The organism is Achromobacter sp. 1L-A-4-B-C2, assembly GCF_057291955.1.
This window is the reverse complement of sequence record NZ_JBXAWP010000002.1, coordinates 796,802-813,342: the sequence shown is the minus strand read 5'-3', so window position 1 is coordinate 813,342 and position 16,541 is coordinate 796,802. Positions and strand designations below refer to the sequence as shown.

The window sequence follows — 16,541 nt, the reverse complement described above, 5'->3', positions numbered from 1 at the left end:
ACTCCATCTCGGAGCTCCACCGTGAACAAAGAAGGATGGAACACTCACTGCTTTGGTCGGTATGTGGTCGACCTTCCTGCGAATGCAGTTATCAGACCCAGTTACAGGCTGTGGGGTGACCCGCTGAAGTGGATGACAGAACGGGCTTCTGCACTTGGCGAGGTCCTTGCTGCAAGAGAGCGTGATCTCAAGGCACAGCCGCATCAAAAGAGTAACGGCAGTTTGTTCTTACGTCGCATAGCCTTCGGTCCCGACGCGATGGGACTCTCTTCCTGGTACGCGGACTACAGTTTGGAGGCCTATCGCCTTGAGACCTATGCGGTGGCGCAGCCGGCGGGACGGATTTTGCGGTTGGAGCATCTTGTATCGCCCGATCGCGAAGAGATGACTTTTGGGTACGTAAGAAACTGGACCAGCAACCTGCGTTCACGCCAACCGCTGGAAATTCCGACCGACCCCGGCTTCTGCATCGACGGCGCCTTCATCGCCGGCAGCGCATTCCAAGTCGAAGACTTCGAGGTGGGCGTGACCTTTCCCAACCATCCCGGCGCGCAATTTCTATTCCGCTCCAGCACTGGCGCCGAAGAAAACCGCTTGCTGGAAAGGATGGGCGGCTTCCTGATGGGCGTTGCCAAGCTAGTCGCGGGCATGACCACCTTGCGCAAAGGCGAGCGCAACGTTGGCCCGATCCAGGCCGAGGAATACGCCACGGCGGGCAGCCAGGAAGGACAGCGGCTTTACTCCTTTACCTGGGAATCGCAAGGCAAGGATGACTCGATCACCGAGCCGAATCTAGCCGCACAACTGGGCGTCCTGGAGCGCAACCGCGACAACCAAGGCAACCCGCCACCGCCCGCGTTTGCATCGGACGCGGAGGCCGTGGCGTTATGGGACGCGATCGTCGAATCCATTCGCTTGCGTCCCGGCGCGGCGGGCGCCTCGTCAAGCCAGGGCAATGCGAGCACGGGGTGACGGCGGCGTCCGGTACGCCTTGCCCCTGGCCTGGCATCTGGAAGTGCGACGGCGCGGCGCAGTCCTACCAACCCGCCAGCATCACAGGGTCAAGGCCCTACCGGCCCGCCAACGCATCCACCACGCGGCTCATTGCGCCCAACCCGGATTCGAATAGCGTTTCCAGGAACGGTCCCGCGTGGGGAAGCACCACCGTCAGCACGGTGACGCCGATGATGAGCGTGACCGGAAAGCCGACCGAGAACACGGACAGTTGCTGGGCGGCGCGGTTCAGGATGCCCATCGCCAGGTTGATGGTCAGCAGCGCGCAAATCAGCGGCAGTGCCAGCAGCAGGCCGGAGACGAAGACGGTCTTGCCCCATTCCACCACGACGCCCCAGCCGTTCTGGTGCAGCTGGATCGCCGCTACCGGCAGCGTGTCGAAGGATCGCACCAGGGCGGCCAGCACCAGCAGGTGGCCGTCCAGGGCCAGGAAGGTCAGCATGGCCACCATGTTGAACAGGCGCGACAGCACAGCGGTGTTGGCACCGGCGCTGGGGTCGAAGAACGAGGCGAACGACAAGCCCATTTGCAGGCCGACGAATTCGCCGGCCGTCTGCACGGCGGCGAACACGATGCGCATCGTGAAGCCCATGGCGATGCCGATCAGCACCTGCTGCATCACCATCCACAGCCCGGCATACGAGCCCGGTGAGATCGGCGGCATGGGGTCCAGCGCGGGGCTTACCGCCACGGCCAGCACGAAAGACAGGCCGACCTTCACCTTGACGGGAACGGCGGATTCCGAGAACAGCGGCGCGGTGCCGATCAGCGCCAGGATACGCACGAAGGGCCAGAGAAACTGGCCGATCCAGCCGTTGAGCTGTTCGAGCGTGAAGGCGATCATGGGGAGACGTCCGGGGCCGGGCGGCGCGGGCCGCTCAGGACACCAGCATGGGAATCTGGCCGATCAGCTGCCGGATGTAGTCGACCATGACGCCGATGAGCCACGGGCCCAGCAGCACCAGCACGCCGCACATGGCCAGCAGCTTCGGAATGAACGACAGCGTCATTTCGTTGATCTGCGTGGCGGCCTGGAAGATGCTGATGACCAGGCCCACCACCAGCACCACCAGCAGCAGCGGGCCGGCCATCGCCAGGACGATCTTCATCGCCTGGTAGGCCATGGTCATGACGGTTTCCGCGGTCATGGCGATTGCTCCGGCGTTATTGGTAGAAGCTCTGGGCCAGAGAGCCCATCAGCAGGTTCCAGCCATCGGCCAGCACGAACAGCATCAGCTTGAACGGCAGCGCCACGGTCACGGGCGGCACCATCATCATGCCCAGCGCCATCAGCACGCTGGCCACCACCAGGTCGATGATCAGGAACGGGATGAAGATCGTGAAGCCGATCTGGAACGCCGTCTTCAATTCACTGGTGATGAAGGCGGGCACCAGGATGCGCAAGGGCACCTGCGATGGGTCTTCCAGCGCGGGCTGCTTGGCCAGGTTGGCGAACAGCGACAGATCGTTTTCGCGGGTCTGGTGCAGCATGAACGTACGCAGCGGACCGGCGGCGCGTTCCACGGCGGTCTCGAACTGGATTGACCCTTCGGACAAGGGCTTGTAGGCGTCGGCGTAGATCTTGTCGAACACCGGCGACATCGTATAGAAGGTCAGGAACAGCGCCAGCCCGATCAGCACATGGTTGGGCGGCGACATCGCCGTGCCCATCGCGCTACGCAACAGGCCCAGCACGATGATGATGCGGGTGAAGCCCGTCATCATCAGCAAGGCGGCCGGCAGGAACGACAAGGACGTCATCAGCAGCATCGTCTGCATGCTGAGCGAATACGTCTCCGAGCCGTTGGGGCCGGGGGTGGCCGTCAGGGCGGGCAGGGTGGCCTGGGCGACGACTCCGGCGGGAAAGAAGGCCAGGCCCAGCACCGCGGCGGCGGCCAGCAGGGGCAGCGCGCGCGGGCGAGCAGGCAGGAGTGTCGTGCGAGAGAGAAAGCTCATGGGTGTCGCAAAGATGCGCGTGTCGCGCTAGCGGCGCTTGAGCGCCTGGCCCAGCTTGGCCGCGAAGGCCGCGGCGGGCAAGGGCGAACCCTCCGGCATCTGGCCGGCGGGCAGGGTATGCAGCGTGGTGAGCTGGTTCGGGCCTACGCCCACCACCAGCCAGGTGTTGTCGATTTCAACGACGACGATGCTCTGGCGCGCCCCAACGGGCAGGCTGGCCACTTGCTTGAGCAGGTTGCCGCCGCCGCGCTGGGTCAATCCGGCCCGCCGCGCCAGCCAGGCCGATACCAGGATGGCGGCCACCACCAGCACCAGGCCGATGATGACGCGCAGCAGGGCGGATTCAGTCATGGCGCCGGGCTGCTAGCGGCGGTTGTTCAAGCGGTTGATCCGCTCGGACGGGGTGATGATGTCGGTCAGGCGGATGCCGTACTTGTCTTCCACAACCACGACTTCGCCTTGGGCGATGAGGTAGCCGTTCACGAAGATGTCCATCGGCTCGCCGGCCAGGCCGTCCAGCTCGACCACGGAACCCTGGCCCAGCTGGAGCAGGTTCTTGATGGTCAGGCGGGTGCGTCCCAGTTCAACCGTCAACTGGACGGGAACGTCCATGATCAGGTCGATGTCGGTACCGGTGCCGCTTGTGGCGCCGGCCAGCGGCTTGAACACCGACTGCGCCGCCGATTGCGCGGCGGGGGCAGCGGGGGCAGCGGCCGGTGCGGGAGCAGCCGGTGCCGGCGCGGGCGCCGGTGCCGCAGCAGCGGGAGCGGGCGCCGAGGCGGTTTGTTCAGCCATCGCGGCCGCCCAGTCGTCCTGCGGCTTTAAGCCGTCGGCTTGCGTGGGCGGGTTGGCGCGGGATTGTTCGGCGAGCGCGTCGGCCCAGTCGTCGGCCGGGGACGAGCCGGAGCCAGGCTCGTTCTTGTCAGTCATGGTCGGGGGCCTCGTTTGAATCGGTATCGTAGGTAAACATGTTCTGTACGCGTAGCGCGTACTGGCCGTTGAAGACGCCGTAGCCGCATTCCATCAGCGGCACGCCATCCACATTGGCAATGATGGTCTCGGGCACGTCCACGGGAAGGACGTCGCCCACCTTCAAATTCATCAGTTCGCGGATCGAGGACGGGATGCGCGCAAATTCCGCCACCACGTCGATATCGGCGCTGCGCACCTGGCGCGACAGCTGCTGCGACCAGCGCTGGTCAACTTCTTCCAGCGTGGTTTCCTGCAGCGGCCGCGTCAGCAGATCGCGCACCGGCTCGATCATGGAATAGGGCAGGCAGATGTTCAGGTCGCCGCCGGTCGCGCCGAATTCGATATGGAACGAGGTGACGACCACCACTTCATTGTTGCCGGTGATGCTGGCGAACTTGGTGTGCATCTCCGAGCGCACGTACTCGAATTCGATCGGATAGACGGGGTCCCAGGACTTGCCGTAGCTTTCCAGGGTCAGGTTGAGCAGGCGCCGGATGATGCGCTGCTCGGTCGTGGTGAAGTCCCGGCCTTCGACGCGCGTGTGGTAGCGGCCATCGCCACCGAACAGGCTGTCGATAACCAGGAACACCAGGTTCGGGTCATACGTGAACAGTGCCGTGCCACGCAGCGGCTTCATCTGAATCATGTTCAGATTGCTGGGCACGGGCAGGTTGCGTTCAAAGTCCGCGTACTTCTGGATCTTGATCGAGCCGACGGTAATGTCGGCGCTGCGGCGCATGAAGTTCAACAGCACGTTGCGCATATGCCGCGCAAAGCGTTCGTTGATGAGCTCCAGCGTTTGCATGCGGCGGCGCACGACGCGCTCGGGCGAGCTCAGGTCGTAGGCACGCGCGCCATCATTGGAGTTCGGGGCCGCCGACTTGCTATCGCTCTCGCCGGTAACGCCGGCAAGCAGCGCATCGACTTCGTCCTGCGAAAGAAATGCCTCGTAGGCCATGCTTATTGCACCACGAACGCCGTGAACAGTACGTCGGTGACATACTGGCCGTCGGGCAACGGCGAGAACGGACGGTTGACCGCGACCTTGATCGCGTTGGCCATGTCGGTCTTGCCTTGCTGGGTCTGCACGCCGGTGGGCGATTGCGACGACAGCACCATCAGGATGCGGCTGCGCACTTCAGGCATGTACTTTTCCAGGCGCGTGCGGGTCTGCTCGTCGCTGACGCGCAGGGTCAGGCCCACGTGCATGATGCGTTCGGTGTCGGCGTTTTGCAGCGTGACGGTGAATGCTTCGATGGGCACGAAGATCGGCGCGGGCACGGCGATGGGGCCGGCGGGCGGCGCAACAAACGTGGTCGGGGTGGCTTGCGGGCCTTGGCCGGGCTGACCCGGCTGGCCGGGTTGGCCGGGCTGGCCGCCGGGCACCTGGCCCACGCCCAATTGCACGGCAGCGCCGGCGGGCGGTTGCTGCATGCGCTGCGTGATGAACCAGGTTGCGCCGGCGCTGGCGCCTGCAACGATGAGCAGGACCAGAAGGCCCAGCAGCAGGCGAAGGACGCCGATGCCGCCGGATTTCTTGGCGCCCGACGGCGCGGTAATAGGTTTGGTAGTCGCCATCTCGGTTTCGATGCGTATTAAGCCGCTGGTGAAAACGGATTCTTAGTGGATGAAAGCATTCTGCCCCAAAGTGCGTCTCGCCTTGGAGGCGAAAAACAGGGCGAAAGCCGCGTATCTCAAGCTATTGCTGCACCGCCCGCTTCCGTTGCCGGTCGCGGGCCGCGTGTTTATCAGGCAAAGGTGTCGACCAGTGCGTTGGCGTTGCGCGACACCGTCACGGTGGGCGCGGCGATATCGGCCGATGCCTCGGCAACCGCCGATCCATTGCCCGACTGCCGATGCGATCCGCCATTGCCTTGTTGCTGTGCGAATTCCTGCTGCGCGGCCTGTTCGCCCACGCTGGTCTGGCCCAGCGAGATACCGGCTTGCGCCAGCGCCTGTTGCAGTTGCGGGATCGCGGTTTCGATGGCCTGGCGCACGGAGGCATGCGCCGACACGAACGACGCGCTGGCCACGCCATCCGACAGGTTCAGGCTGACGCGCAAGGGGCCCAGGTCGGGCGGGTCCAGGCGCAACTCGGCGGTCTGCATGCCCTGGCGCGCGTTGGTGCTCATCATGACGACCTGCTGGCCCAGCTCGGTGCCCCAATGCGTGCCGCCAACGGGCGTGGCGACCTGCATCACCAGCGGTACGGCCGGCGGGGCGATGGCGGCCTGGTTCACGACCGGCGCGGCCTGGCGCTGGCTGGCGGCGGCAAGCGCCTGGGCCAGGTTGTCCTGCGGCGTGGCGCCATGTTGCGGCGCCTGGAATTGCTGCGCGGTGCTATTCAGGGCTGCCGTCAATTCCTCTTCGGTGTGGGCGGGCAACGTCGTCGTGTGCTCGGCGGCAGCGGCGTGCGTGTCGCGCGCCACGCGCGGCAAGGGGATCTCGGGCGCCAGACGCGGCGCATCGGCCTTGGCCGTGGTGGGCGCGGCGGGCTTGGCGGCCGGCGCGGCGTCCGCTGCCGGGGGCACGGCGCTGCCCGGTTTGACGGCGCTGGTCAGGATGGGTTGCGCGGCCTGGGCGTCGCGCGCGGCGGTGGCAAGAGCAGCTTCGGCCTGGACGGCGGTGGCGGCAACCGGCGTGCGCGGGGTGGCGGGTGCATCGGCGGCGGTCAGCGCGGCGGTCAGGATGGCTGCGCCGTTGCTCATCGCGGTGGCGGCGGACTCGGCGGTGCCGCGTGCCAGCTGCACCTGTTCGGCGGCCTGCGCCGCCAGTTCCAGCGTTTGCTGCGGCAGCGCGGCAACCGGCTGCTGCGCGGCGGCCACGGCCAGCGCGCCGGCTTCGGCCGACGTGGCGGTCTTTACGGCTTCATCGATGGCGCCCGAGGCGGCCGATTCGGCCTTGCCGGCGGCGTCGTTGCCGGCGTCACCGGCGTTTGCATTCTTGGCGGGCGTTTTGGCGCCGTTGTTTGCGGGGCGCGAATCGGCGGACGGCTTCGGGCGCTGCTGGGCCAGCACGTCGGAAAAGCTCGGGCCTTTCTTGTTCGCGGGTGCGGACTTGGCACCCAGCGCGTCGGCGATGGACGTGGGCGCAAAAGGCGCGACGGTGGGCAAGGGCAGGGGAGCGGTCATCTGGGGCTTCCTGTTAGGTATTGCTTAATGCATCCCGGCCTGGCGCTGGACCAGGCGGGCGGAATATTCATCATTGGCGCGTTGTTCGCGGCGCGATTCCACGACGGCCTGCGCGCGCAGTTCGCGCTGCGCCAGGGCGTCGTACGAGCTGAGCTTGCGCTTTTCCTGTTGCCAGTACTGGCGGCCCTTGGCCAGGTTGTCATCGGCCTGGCGCAACACCGCCTGCTGCTGGCCGATGGCGTCGTCCAGGGTGCCGATAAAGCGCTGGTAGTTGTGGCAATCGCTGGCCGACATGCCGGTCGTCATGGCCTGTTGCAGACGTTCCAGGTAGTCCTGGCGATAGTCGCTCAACATACCCAGCTGGCGCTCGGCGTTGGTGCGTTCGGCGCTGAGGCGGCCCAACAGGCGCGCGGCTTCGTCCGTGCTTTCCTTGGCCAGGTTGATCAACATGTCCAAGGGCAATTGGCTAGGCATAGGTGTCCCTTAACTCGAAACTGGCGCGCAACTGGTTGACGGCTTCGTCGTAGCCGATGTTCTCGCCGATGTCTTGCTGCAAGAAGGCTTCCAGGCGCGGATAGCGGGCGATGGCTTCGTCCAGCTGCGGATCGTTGCCCGCCGCGTAGGCGCCCACCGCGATCAGGTCGCGGTTGCGCTGGTAGCGCGACAGGTTCTGCTTGAAGCGACGCACCACGGCGAATTGCTGCGGCGTGATCAGCGACGTCATGGCGCGCGAGATCGACGCCTCGATATCGATGGCGGGGTAGTGGCCGGCTTCGGCCAGATGGCGCGACAGCACTACGTGGCCGTCCAAAATGGCACGGGCCGAATCGGCGATGGGGTCTTGCTGGTCGTCGCCTTCGGCCAACACCGTGTAGAACGCGGTGATGGAACCGGCCTTGCCGGACGGCCCCGGTGCACCCATGCCGGCGCGTTCGACCAGCATCGGCAGCTTGGCGAACACCGACGGCGGGTAGCCCCTGGTCGCGGGCGGCTCGCCGATGGCCAGCGCGATTTCGCGTTGGGCCATGGCGTAGCGCGTGAGCGAATCCATGATCAGCAAGACGTCCAGCCCCTGATCGCGAAAATGCTCGGCCAGGCGGGTGGCATAGGCCGCGCCTTGCAGGCGCAGCAGCGCGGACACGTCGGCGGGCGCGGCCACGACGACCGAGCGCGCCAGGCCCTCGGGGCCCAAGTTGTGTTCGATGAATTCCTTGACTTCGCGGCCGCGTTCGCCGATCAGGCCCACGACGATGACGTCGGCCTTGGTGTAGCGGGCCATCATGCCCAGCAACACGGATTTACCCACGCCCGAACCGGCGAACAGGCCCATGCGCTGGCCGCGTCCCACCGTCAACAAACCGTTGATGGCGCGCACGCCCGTGTCCAGCACGGTGTCGATCGGCGCGCGCGACAAGGGGTTGATGGGCAGCGCGGACAAGGGCGCGAGTTCGGCGCCGGTCAGCGGGCCCAGCCCGTCCAGCGGGCGGCCCGCGCCGTCCAGCACGCGGCCCAGCAGCGCGTTGCCCACGGGCAGGTGGCGTCCCAGCTGCGGCTTGGCATTGCCATTCAATTCGGCCTTGCGCGGCAGCGGAATTGCGCGTTGCACGGGCGGCTCGCCGGGCACGACGCGCGCGCCGGGCGGCAGGCCGGAAATATCGGCTTGCGGCATCAGGTACAGGGTGTGGCCATCAAAGCCCACCACTTCGGCATCGGCCCAGTGATCGTGGCCGCGCGCGATTTCAATGCGGGCGGCCGCGCCCACGGGCAGGCGCAGGCCGGTGGCATGCAGCACCAGACCGGTGGCGCGGGTGATCTTGCCGCTGACCAGCCAGGGGTCGGTGGACGCCGCGCGGATCGAACCGATCTCAAGCTGCGTCTTCCAGCGGTCCAGCACCGGCACCGTGCTCGCGGAGGTCGCGGGCACGGTGGGTTGGGCGGTCTGCGCCGAAGCCTGATCGCCGTTCACGCCGGGTCCTCCCACGACACGTTGCGGCCCAGCGAGGCCGCCACGCGGCGCCAGCGGGTTTGCAAGGTGGCGTCGATATCGCCAAAAGGCGTTTCGGCACGGCAGCCGCCGCGCGCGATGGACTCATCGGCCAGCACGCGCCAATGGCCTTCTTTCAGTTCGTCCGCCAGGTGCAGGCGGATCAGCTCGATGTCTTCGGGGTTGGCCCACAATCGCATCTGGCCGCCGGCCGACGGGTTGATGTGCAGCACATCGCGCACGGCGGCAATCACGGTGTCGGGTTGTTCGGACAGGGTGGTGCGCACGACCTGCTGCGCAATGTCCAGCGCCAGCGTCAGCAGGCTCTGGCCCATCTTTTCTTCCAGCGCGCCCACGGACGCGGCGCAGGCTTGCACCAGCGCGTTCAAGCGCTGCGCTTCCTCCGCGCCTTGCTGGCGCGCCTGGGCCAGCCCTTCGGCGTAACCCGCTTCGCGGCCCGCGGCGTACCCTGCTTCGTGGCCCGCCTGCTGGCCGGCTTCAACGCCGGCCGCATGGCCCTGCGCGTAGCCTTCCTCGCGACCTTCGGCCATGGCCTGGGCGCGCAGCTGCGCCATCACTACCGCGGGGTCCGGACCGGGATCGGGTTCCGGTTCGGGCTCCGCTTCGACGGTCGCCGGCTCGTCGAACGACAGCATCTGCCAGCGCCGCCAGGCGGCACTGCGCGAGATGAGCGTCGTCGCGCCGTTGTCCGCTTCAGACATACGCGTCGTCTCCGGAATTGCCCAGCACGATCTGGCCGCTCTCGGCCAGGCGGCGGGCGATTTGCAGGATTTTCTTCTGCTCGCCTTCCACCTTCGACATGCGGATCGGGCCTTGCGCTTCCAGGTCCTCGCGCAGCATTTCGGCGGCACGGCTGGACATGTTGCGCAGGAACTTCGCGCGCAGCTCTTCCTGGGCACCCTTGAGCGCGACCATGAGCGTGTCGTTGTCGATTTCCTTGAGGATGAGCTGGATGGCGCGGTCTTCGACGTCCAGCAGGTTGTCGAACACGAACATCTCGTCGATGATCTTTTGCGCCAGGTCGTTGTCGCGTTCGCGCAGGCTGGCCACGACGGTTTCCTCGTCCGAGGAATTCATCATGTTCAGGATCTCGGCCGCGGTGCGCACGCCGCCCATCTTGCTGCGCTTGGCGCCTTGGCCGGCCAGCACGGAATTGAGCACTTCGGTCAGTTCGGACAGGGCAGCCGGCTGCACGCCGCCAAACGTGGCGATGCGCAGCATGACGTCGTTGCGCAGGCGGTCGGTCAACAAGGCCAGCACGCCGGCCGCGCGGTCGCGCTCCAGGTGCACCAGGATGGTTGCGATGATCTGGGGATGTTCGTCGCCGATCAGTTCGGCCACGGTGTTCGGATCCAGCCAGTTCAGCGCGTCGATGCCGCTGCCGCCGTCGCCAGCTTCCAGAATGTCTTCGATCAGGCCGGCCGCGCGGTCGCTGCCCAGCGCCTTGGTCAGCACGCTGCGGATGTAGTCGTCCGAGCCCAGGGTGACGGCCATGAACTGGTCGGCTTCCTGGCGGAATTCTTCCAGCACCACGGCCACGTCGTTGCGCGTGACCTGCTTCAGGCTGGCCATCGCGCCGCCCACCTGCTGCACTTCACGCGCGCTCAGGTACTTGAAGACCTCGGCTGCGGCGTCTTCGCCCAGCGACATCATCAGGACGGCGCTGCGCGTCATGCCGTCCATCGGAGTGGAATCATTTTTCATCTTTGCTCATCCAGGTGCGCAGAACCATCGCGACGGCGCGCGGATCCTTGTTGGCCATCGTGCGGGCGCGTTCCAGGTTGTCTTCGTAACGGCTGAGTTCCTTGCTGCGGGCGGCGTCCTGGGCCTCGCGAGCGGCTTCCTGACGCTCGGCTTCAGCCATTTCCGGATCCACCGGCGGGTACAGGTACTCGGTGACCGAGCGGCGAATCTTGCGATACAGCCAGAACGCAACCACCAGACCCACCAGCCACGCCAGGATCGTCTTGAACAGGGCAATCATTTCCGGATCGCGCCACATCGGCAGCGGCGGCGGGCCATCGTTGAACTGGCTGTTGACCAGGTTCAGCGAGTCGCCACGCGTTTCGGAATAGCCCATGGCTTCACGAACCAGGTTGGTCAGCTTGTTCAGTTCTTCGGGCGGCAGGGCTTGCGGCTCGCCGTCCTTGTCGCGGATGTAGTTCACCACCACAGCCACCGACAGGCGCTTCAGGTTGCCCACCGGCTGCTTGATGTGGCTGATGGTGCGGTCCACTTCATAGTTGGTGGTGGCGTCGCGGCGCTCGTTCAGGTTGGCCGTGGCCGCCTGGGTGCCGGTCTGCTGTTGTTGTTGCTGCTGTTGCTGGGCGCCGGCCGCGGCGGGCGGCTGGCCCGGGCGCGGCGGCTGCTGCGCGGGCGGGTTGGCCAGCGGCGCTTGCGCGTTGGGAGGCGCCTGGTTCGACAATGCACCCGGCACGCCCTGAGCGGGGCTGACGCCGCGCTGGGTGGAATCGCTGGTTTGCTGGCTGCGCACGGCGGCCTGGCCAGGTTCCTGGTTCGGGCGGTAGACCTCGGAGGTTTCTTCGCGGCGGGCGAAGTCCACGTCGGCGCTGGCTTGCGCGTGCACGTTGCCGGGGCCGACCAAGGGGTTCAGGATCGTCAGAATGCGTTCGACGGTGCGCTGTTCCATTTCGCGCACGAAGCGCATCTGGTCGGCGTCCATGCCGCGTCCTTCGCCCAGCGGCGCGGACAGCAGGCGGCCGTTCTGATCGACGATGGAGACGTTCTCGGCGGTCAGCTCGGGCACGCTGGAAGCCACCAGCCACGAAATCGCCGAGACCTGCGCGTCGCTCAGGCTGCGGCCCGGGTAGACATTCAGCAGCACGGACGCGGTGGGCGCCTGGCGTTCACGCACGAACAGCGACTGGCGCGGCATGGCCAGGTGCACGCGGGCGTGCTGCACGGTATTCATGGCTTCGATCGAACGGGCCAGCTCGCCTTCCAGACCGCGCTGGTAGTTGATCTGTTCCGCGAACTGGCTGGCGCCGAAGCGGGCGTTGTCCATCAGCTCGAAGCCGACGGAACCGCCGCGCGGCAAGCCTTGCGACGCCAGTTGCAGCCGGGCGTCGTAGACGCGGTCGGCCGGTACCAGCAGCGCAGTGCCCGTCTCGTTGTAGCGGTAGGGCACGTTCATGGTGCCCAGGGCCGTAACGATGGCACCGCCGTCGCGGTCGTCCAGGTTCGAGAACAGGACCTTGTACTTGGGCTCGCTGCTCCACATCACCGCGGCGATGATCAGCGCGACGACGGCGGCCGCCGCGCCAAGCAAGACGGGCTTGGGCAGTGCGCGGACCTTTTCCAGCACAGGGAACTTCGCCAGCAGCGACGAACTCAGAGTGGCCTGCTGATTCATCGACGGCTCCCGCTGGCTGCGCGGCGCAAGGAAAAGGACTTCATGTCTGGGTAGGGCAGATTACACATGCAACGTGCTTCTGGTCTGGGGAGAGCCTGGATTATTGCCGTTGGGTCGACAATCCCAATCGATGAAAACAGCCGGTTTTTGGCGTTACTTATCCTCTATGTCGATAGCGAATGGGCGGATCCGGCCCCGGCTATGGGCATTCGTTGAAATGTCGGGGTTTTTGGCGGTTTTTAATCGCTATGGGTGCGCGCGATCGGCGGTACGCTTTGCGGCAACATTGGCGAATCGCCCCACCAGCAAGGAATCAGGTAATGGCTGTATCAGGCTTGAACGGCATCGAAAGCATGCTCCAGCAGATGCGCACCGTCGTGAGCAAGGCGGAAACCGGCAATCTGGCCGCCGGAGAATCGGTCGGCCAGCCCGACGGTTTTGCCGCCGAGTTGCAGCGCTCGATCCGCCGCGTGACGTCGGCGCAGAATGCCTCGTCGGCGCAGGCGAAGGCCTTTGAAATGGGCGCGCCCGATATTTCGCTCAACGATGTGATCATCGACATGCAGAAAGCCAGCCTTGGCTTTCAGACGGCGGTGCAGGTGCGCAACAAGCTGGTTGCGGCCTACAAGGAAATCTCGTCGATGGCCGTGTAAGACGGGTAAGCCGGGTAAGTCGTCTAACGGCGGCGTCGATTTGAAAAGGCCTTTCCACTGGAAAGGCCTTTTTGCTTTTTGGCGCGGGGCTGCCGGGTCAGTTGCGCTGCGCGCCTTTCTCCAGACGCCACACCACTTTTTGCAGCCAGTTTTCCTGGCGCGCGTCCAGGTTCAGGAACACCGCGCCCACGTGGCTCATCGGCGGTTCGCCGGTCAGCGACAAATGCCGCGGCGCTTCGTCCGGGCTGTCGGGCTGGACCATCGGCTGGCCGGAAATCGGGTAGACGTTGCGCACTTCCAGGTTGGCGCTGAGCTTGCCCAGATCGCCGAAGTCCAGCTGCACGTCTTCCATGACGGTGCCGCGCTCGGGCAGGGCGGGCACGGCCAGCCCGGCGCGCAGGCCCACGCCGTCAACGGAAATATCGCGCACGGTGAAGCTAAAGGGGCGGGCCTTGGGTTCGGGCAGCCACGTGGCCTGGCATTGCCCCGCGCCGGTAACCAGCGAGGCGCGGAACATCTTGCGTCGCTGGATGCGGGCCAGGCGATCGGGAAACGGTGACATCAACGCCGCGCTGCCGTCATCGAAATGAATAACCTCGGGGCGCTGCACGCGAAAGCGGATCTGCACGCCGCCATAGGCGGTGGCGTGGAAGTGGAACGTCGTGCCGCTTAACAACCCCATGCTGTCCGACTGTTCGAAGTCGGCGCCGGCGTAGTCCCGGGGCCGCCAGAAGAACTGGCGCGTCTGCTTGTCGGCGCCCAGCACCAGCACCGCCATCTCGCGGTCGGCGGCGTCGCGCACCAGGATGTGGCTGTCGGGGTGCGTCAGCTCGAACAGGGCGGAACGCATGTCTTCCGGCCGGGTCAGCAGGAATTCCGGGTCGCTGGCTTCCAACACGATGGTGGTCCTTAGAAAGTGGGGTCAGGCGGGCGGCGCCGCTTGGGGAAGCTCGCGCGATTCCAGGCGATACAGCCAGGCCAGCAATTCTGCCACCGCTACGTACAGTTGGGGAGGAATATGTGCGTCCAGATCCACTTGCATGAGCAAGCCGACCAATTCCCGGGACTCATGCACATACAGGCCGTTTTCCTCGGCGGCGCGCACGATGGTGTCGGCAAGCTGGCCGTAGCCCTTGGCCACCACGCGGGGCGCGCCGTCCTTGTCGTCGTAGGAAATGGCGACGGCGGCATTGCGGTTGGCGTTGGGGCCGGCATTGGGGCCACCATTTTGGCCGCCGTCCTCGGAATAGGAGATGTTGCTCATCAGAAGTCGGTCGGGATGACGGGGCGCGGGTCCGTCACGCTGACCGCCAGGTTGCTCAGCGTCAGGCCGGCGGCCAACAGGCGCGAGCGCAGCTGGTCGGACGCATCGTTGATTTCACCGGCGGCCAGCGGCGCGACCAGTTGCAGGACGATCTGGTCGCCTGCCAGGTTCAGGCGGGCGTCCACCAGCCCCAGGCGCGGCAGGTCCAGCTTCAAGCGCGTGGCCCAGGTGGGCGTGGCCGAATCCGGGTCGCCGCCGTAGGGGTCGCGTTCTACTTCCCATTCCATCGGCGTGCCGGGCCAGGCTTCGCCTTGCCAGGTCAGCGACTGGTTGGCCAGCACGTCCAGCTGTTGGCGCACCAGCACGGTCAGGTCCTGGTGGATGCCGGCTATGGGGGTGCCGGAAGCCGGGCTGGTCGAGGATCCGGTGCCCGTTGCCGCGTCGCCGCCGCCGGCCGCGCGGTTGGCGGCGGGCGCATCGGCGCGGTTGCGCGCCAGCGTCGCGTTCTGCTGGGCGGGGTCTTTGGTCAGGTTGGCCTGGGGCTCTTTTTGCAGCGCGTCCGGGTTGGTGCGGCCGAACACCATGTCGGTCAGGTGCGATTCGTAGAACAGTCCGCTGGTCTGCAAGGCCTGGCGCAGCGCCTGTCCCAGCAGGCGTGCCGACGGGCCCCCGGCGGCAAGCGCGGCATGGGCCGCGGCGTCGGCGCCGCGCGTGGCGGCCGTGTCGGCGTGGCCGGCGGGGCGGGTGGCCTTGGTGCCGGCGGCCGCATCGGCGCCGGACGTCGCGGCGGAGGGGGCGGCTGTGTTCGTGGCAGCGCCCGTCTGCGGGGCGCCCGGCAGCGTCTGCGCGGCTTGTCCGGGCTGGGCGGCCTGGCCGTTCGCGGGCGCGGGTTGGGATCCCGCTTGGGCGGGGGCTTGCTCCGCCGCGCCGCCATTGGCGTTCCACAGCGGGGCGCGTCCCTGGACGGCGGGCGCGGCCTCCGGAAATTGCGCCAGCAAGGCAAGAATCGTGCGGGCGGTGGTGCCCAGCGTGGTCGGCGCGGACGCGGTGGTGTCGCTGCTGGTGACCAGCCCGCGCGCGGCCAGCGCCAGTGCGGCGGCGGTCTTGGCGTCGACAACGGTATTCTGGCGGTCGCCTCGGGCGCCGCCAGTTTGTATGCCTTGCCGGGGATCGCGGGTGGACCCGTCCGACGACCCGGGCTTTTCCGGGCCGCCAGGCTGGCTGACGGCGTCCGGCCGGGCGCCTGAAACCTGGTTGGCATTCGCGGCGGACATCGTCGTGCCAAGCACGGCGTCCAACCGCTGCACCAGGACGTTACCGAGTGCGGCGGGACCGACGCTCATTCTTCAGGCGCCTGCTGGTATCCGTAGGCCGACAGCAGCGTCTGCTGGCGCTTCATGCGCCCCAGCAGTTCGCCCAGGCGGGCCAGTTGAGGAATGGCCAGATCACGCGTCAGCGCGTCGTTTTCCAGGATGCGCACCAGCAGGTCGTACTTCATGGCGCGCGTGGCTTCGTCCAGCGGCGCCTTTTGTTCGGTCTGACGCAGGCGTTCGACGCGTTCGCAGTATTGCTGGCCGTGAACCATGGCCAGGTCCCAGTCGCCGGCCTTGGCGGCGGAAAGCATTTCCCCCGTGATGTCAGCAATCTCCTGGTAGTTTTCCAGGATGGAGGGAGGGGACTGGGTAAGGGACGTCATGGAAATCTCGGGCGTGCGCAGGCTGGCTAGGGACATGGTTCTGGCCATTACGGCTCCATGCCGCCGGCAGGCCGGTCGATGGAAGTCTGCCAGGCCTCGGCCAGGTCGGCCAGCAGGCGGTCGGCAATATCCAGCTGTTCGGCATCCGCCTTCAGGTTCGCCGTCAGCAGCGTGCGGATGATGTAGTCGTACAGCAGGGCGAGGTTGGCGGCGATATCGCCGCCGGCCTCCATATTAAGCCCCGTCTTCAGACCTTCATCGACGATCTTGATCGCTTTCGAGATGGCGGCGCCGCGCTCGGCGATCCGGCCTTCGTTCAAATGGATACGTGCCTGCCCGATGGCCGCCCGCGCACCCAGATACAGCAGGGTGATCAGCCGCTCCGGGCTTGCGCCCAGGACTTGCGTTTCCAGACCGATATCGGCGTAGGAACGAACAGAATAAGACCCTGAGGGCCGTCGGGCGGCATACGTCATT

The 16,541-nt window shown here is 66.4% G+C and carries 20 protein-coding genes; 2 read left to right on the top strand and 18 right to left on the bottom strand.

Annotated elements, in window-relative coordinates:
* Positions 1–21 precede the first annotated feature (21 nt).
* Entirely contained in the window at positions 22–972 is a 951-nt protein-coding gene (locus AC0Z35_RS11150) for a T6SS immunity protein Tli4 family protein (RefSeq protein ID WP_485131969.1), read from the top strand.
* Between the two features lie 97 nt (positions 973–1,069).
* On the opposite strand, the gene fliR is transcribed toward AC0Z35_RS11150, so the two are convergent.
* From fliR to fliF, 13 genes are all read right to left on the bottom strand, one after another.
* On the bottom strand, positions 1,070–1,858 hold the full coding sequence (gene fliR / locus AC0Z35_RS11145) for a flagellar biosynthetic protein FliR (RefSeq protein WP_046807478.1): 789 nt from the start codon (positions 1,856–1,858) through the stop codon (positions 1,070–1,072).
* Between the two features lie 34 nt (positions 1,859–1,892).
* On the bottom strand, positions 1,893–2,162 hold the full coding sequence (fliQ, locus tag AC0Z35_RS11140; protein WP_006219058.1) for a flagellar biosynthesis protein FliQ: 270 nt from the start codon (positions 2,160–2,162) through the stop codon (positions 1,893–1,895).
* Positions 2,163–2,178: 16 nt separating this feature from the next.
* A complete protein-coding gene (gene fliP / locus AC0Z35_RS11135; RefSeq protein WP_082134665.1) occupies positions 2,179–2,970 on the bottom strand; it encodes a flagellar type III secretion system pore protein FliP in 792 nt (263 codons plus the stop codon).
* Between the two features lie 27 nt (positions 2,971–2,997).
* Positions 2,998–3,321, bottom strand: a complete 324-nt coding sequence (gene fliO, locus AC0Z35_RS11130; RefSeq protein ID WP_006219060.1) for a flagellar biosynthetic protein FliO — start codon at positions 3,319–3,321, stop codon at positions 2,998–3,000.
* A 12-nt stretch (positions 3,322–3,333) separates the two neighbouring features.
* Positions 3,334–3,900 (bottom strand): flagellar motor switch protein FliN, encoded by a 567-nt coding sequence (gene fliN / locus AC0Z35_RS11125; protein WP_046807477.1) that lies wholly within the window; start codon positions 3,898–3,900, stop codon positions 3,334–3,336.
* A complete protein-coding gene (fliM, locus tag AC0Z35_RS11120; protein ID WP_485131968.1) occupies positions 3,893–4,900 on the bottom strand; it encodes a flagellar motor switch protein FliM in 1,008 nt (335 codons plus the stop codon). Before fliM ends, fliN begins: the two co-directional genes overlap by 8 nt.
* 2 nt (positions 4,901–4,902) lie before the next feature.
* Complete coding sequence (locus AC0Z35_RS11115) at positions 4,903–5,520, bottom strand: flagellar basal body-associated FliL family protein (RefSeq protein WP_104145628.1); 618 nt, start codon at positions 5,518–5,520, stop codon at positions 4,903–4,905.
* A gap of 170 nt (positions 5,521–5,690) precedes the next feature.
* Positions 5,691–7,073: a flagellar hook-length control protein FliK gene (locus tag AC0Z35_RS11110; RefSeq protein WP_485131967.1), complete on the bottom strand. Its 1,383-nt coding sequence runs from the start codon at positions 7,071–7,073 to the stop codon at positions 5,691–5,693.
* Positions 7,074–7,097: 24 nt separating this feature from the next.
* The gene (gene fliJ / locus AC0Z35_RS11105) at positions 7,098–7,547 is read right to left on the bottom strand and encodes a flagellar export protein FliJ (protein ID WP_046807473.1); all 450 of its coding nucleotides are present in this window, start codon (positions 7,545–7,547) and stop codon (positions 7,098–7,100) included.
* The gene (gene fliI / locus AC0Z35_RS11100) at positions 7,540–8,973 is read right to left on the bottom strand and encodes a flagellar protein export ATPase FliI (RefSeq protein ID WP_485132135.1); all 1,434 of its coding nucleotides are present in this window, start codon (positions 8,971–8,973) and stop codon (positions 7,540–7,542) included. The genes fliJ and fliI overlap by 8 nt, the downstream gene beginning before the upstream one ends.
* A 62-nt stretch (positions 8,974–9,035) precedes the next feature.
* A complete protein-coding gene (gene fliH, locus AC0Z35_RS11095) occupies positions 9,036–9,779 on the bottom strand; it encodes a flagellar assembly protein FliH (RefSeq protein WP_046807472.1) in 744 nt (247 codons plus the stop codon).
* Positions 9,772–10,782 carry a flagellar motor switch protein FliG gene (gene fliG / locus AC0Z35_RS11090; RefSeq protein WP_046807471.1) on the bottom strand — a complete coding sequence of 337 codons (1,011 nt, stop codon included), beginning with the start codon at positions 10,780–10,782 and terminating at the stop codon, positions 9,772–9,774. The genes fliH and fliG overlap by 8 nt, the downstream gene beginning before the upstream one ends.
* On the bottom strand, positions 10,772–12,451 hold the full coding sequence (fliF, locus tag AC0Z35_RS11085; protein WP_219992260.1) for a flagellar basal-body MS-ring/collar protein FliF: 1,680 nt from the start codon (positions 12,449–12,451) through the stop codon (positions 10,772–10,774). The genes fliG and fliF overlap by 11 nt, the downstream gene beginning before the upstream one ends.
* Positions 12,452–12,771: 320 nt before the next feature.
* Here fliF and fliE point away from each other — a divergent pair, with 320 nt between their 5' ends.
* A complete protein-coding gene (gene fliE / locus AC0Z35_RS11080; protein ID WP_046807469.1) occupies positions 12,772–13,104 on the top strand; it encodes a flagellar hook-basal body complex protein FliE in 333 nt (110 codons plus the stop codon).
* Between the two features lie 97 nt (positions 13,105–13,201).
* Here fliE and AC0Z35_RS11075 read toward each other — a convergent pair whose 3' ends face one another.
* From AC0Z35_RS11075 to fliS, 5 genes are read right to left on the bottom strand one after another with little or no spacing between them, the layout of a single operon-like run.
* On the bottom strand, positions 13,202–14,002 hold the full coding sequence (locus tag AC0Z35_RS11075) for a flagellar brake protein (protein ID WP_104145631.1): 801 nt from the start codon (positions 14,000–14,002) through the stop codon (positions 13,202–13,204).
* Positions 14,003–14,026: 24 nt separating this feature from the next.
* Complete coding sequence (locus AC0Z35_RS11070; RefSeq protein ID WP_485131966.1) at positions 14,027–14,368, bottom strand: EscU/YscU/HrcU family type III secretion system export apparatus switch protein; 342 nt, start codon at positions 14,366–14,368, stop codon at positions 14,027–14,029.
* Positions 14,368–15,711: a flagellar hook-length control protein FliK gene (fliK, locus tag AC0Z35_RS11065; protein ID WP_485131965.1), complete on the bottom strand. Its 1,344-nt coding sequence runs from the start codon at positions 15,709–15,711 to the stop codon at positions 14,368–14,370. The genes AC0Z35_RS11070 and fliK overlap by 1 nt, the downstream gene beginning before the upstream one ends.
* Complete coding sequence (locus AC0Z35_RS11060; protein WP_104145683.1) at positions 15,708–16,064, bottom strand: flagellar protein FliT; 357 nt, start codon at positions 16,062–16,064, stop codon at positions 15,708–15,710. Before AC0Z35_RS11060 ends, fliK begins: the two co-directional genes overlap by 4 nt.
* 47 nt (positions 16,065–16,111) lie before the next feature.
* Positions 16,112–16,540, bottom strand: coding sequence for a flagellar export chaperone FliS (gene fliS / locus AC0Z35_RS11055; protein ID WP_046807466.1), 429 nt, complete (start codon positions 16,538–16,540; stop codon positions 16,112–16,114).
* Position 16,541 lies beyond the last annotated feature (1 nt).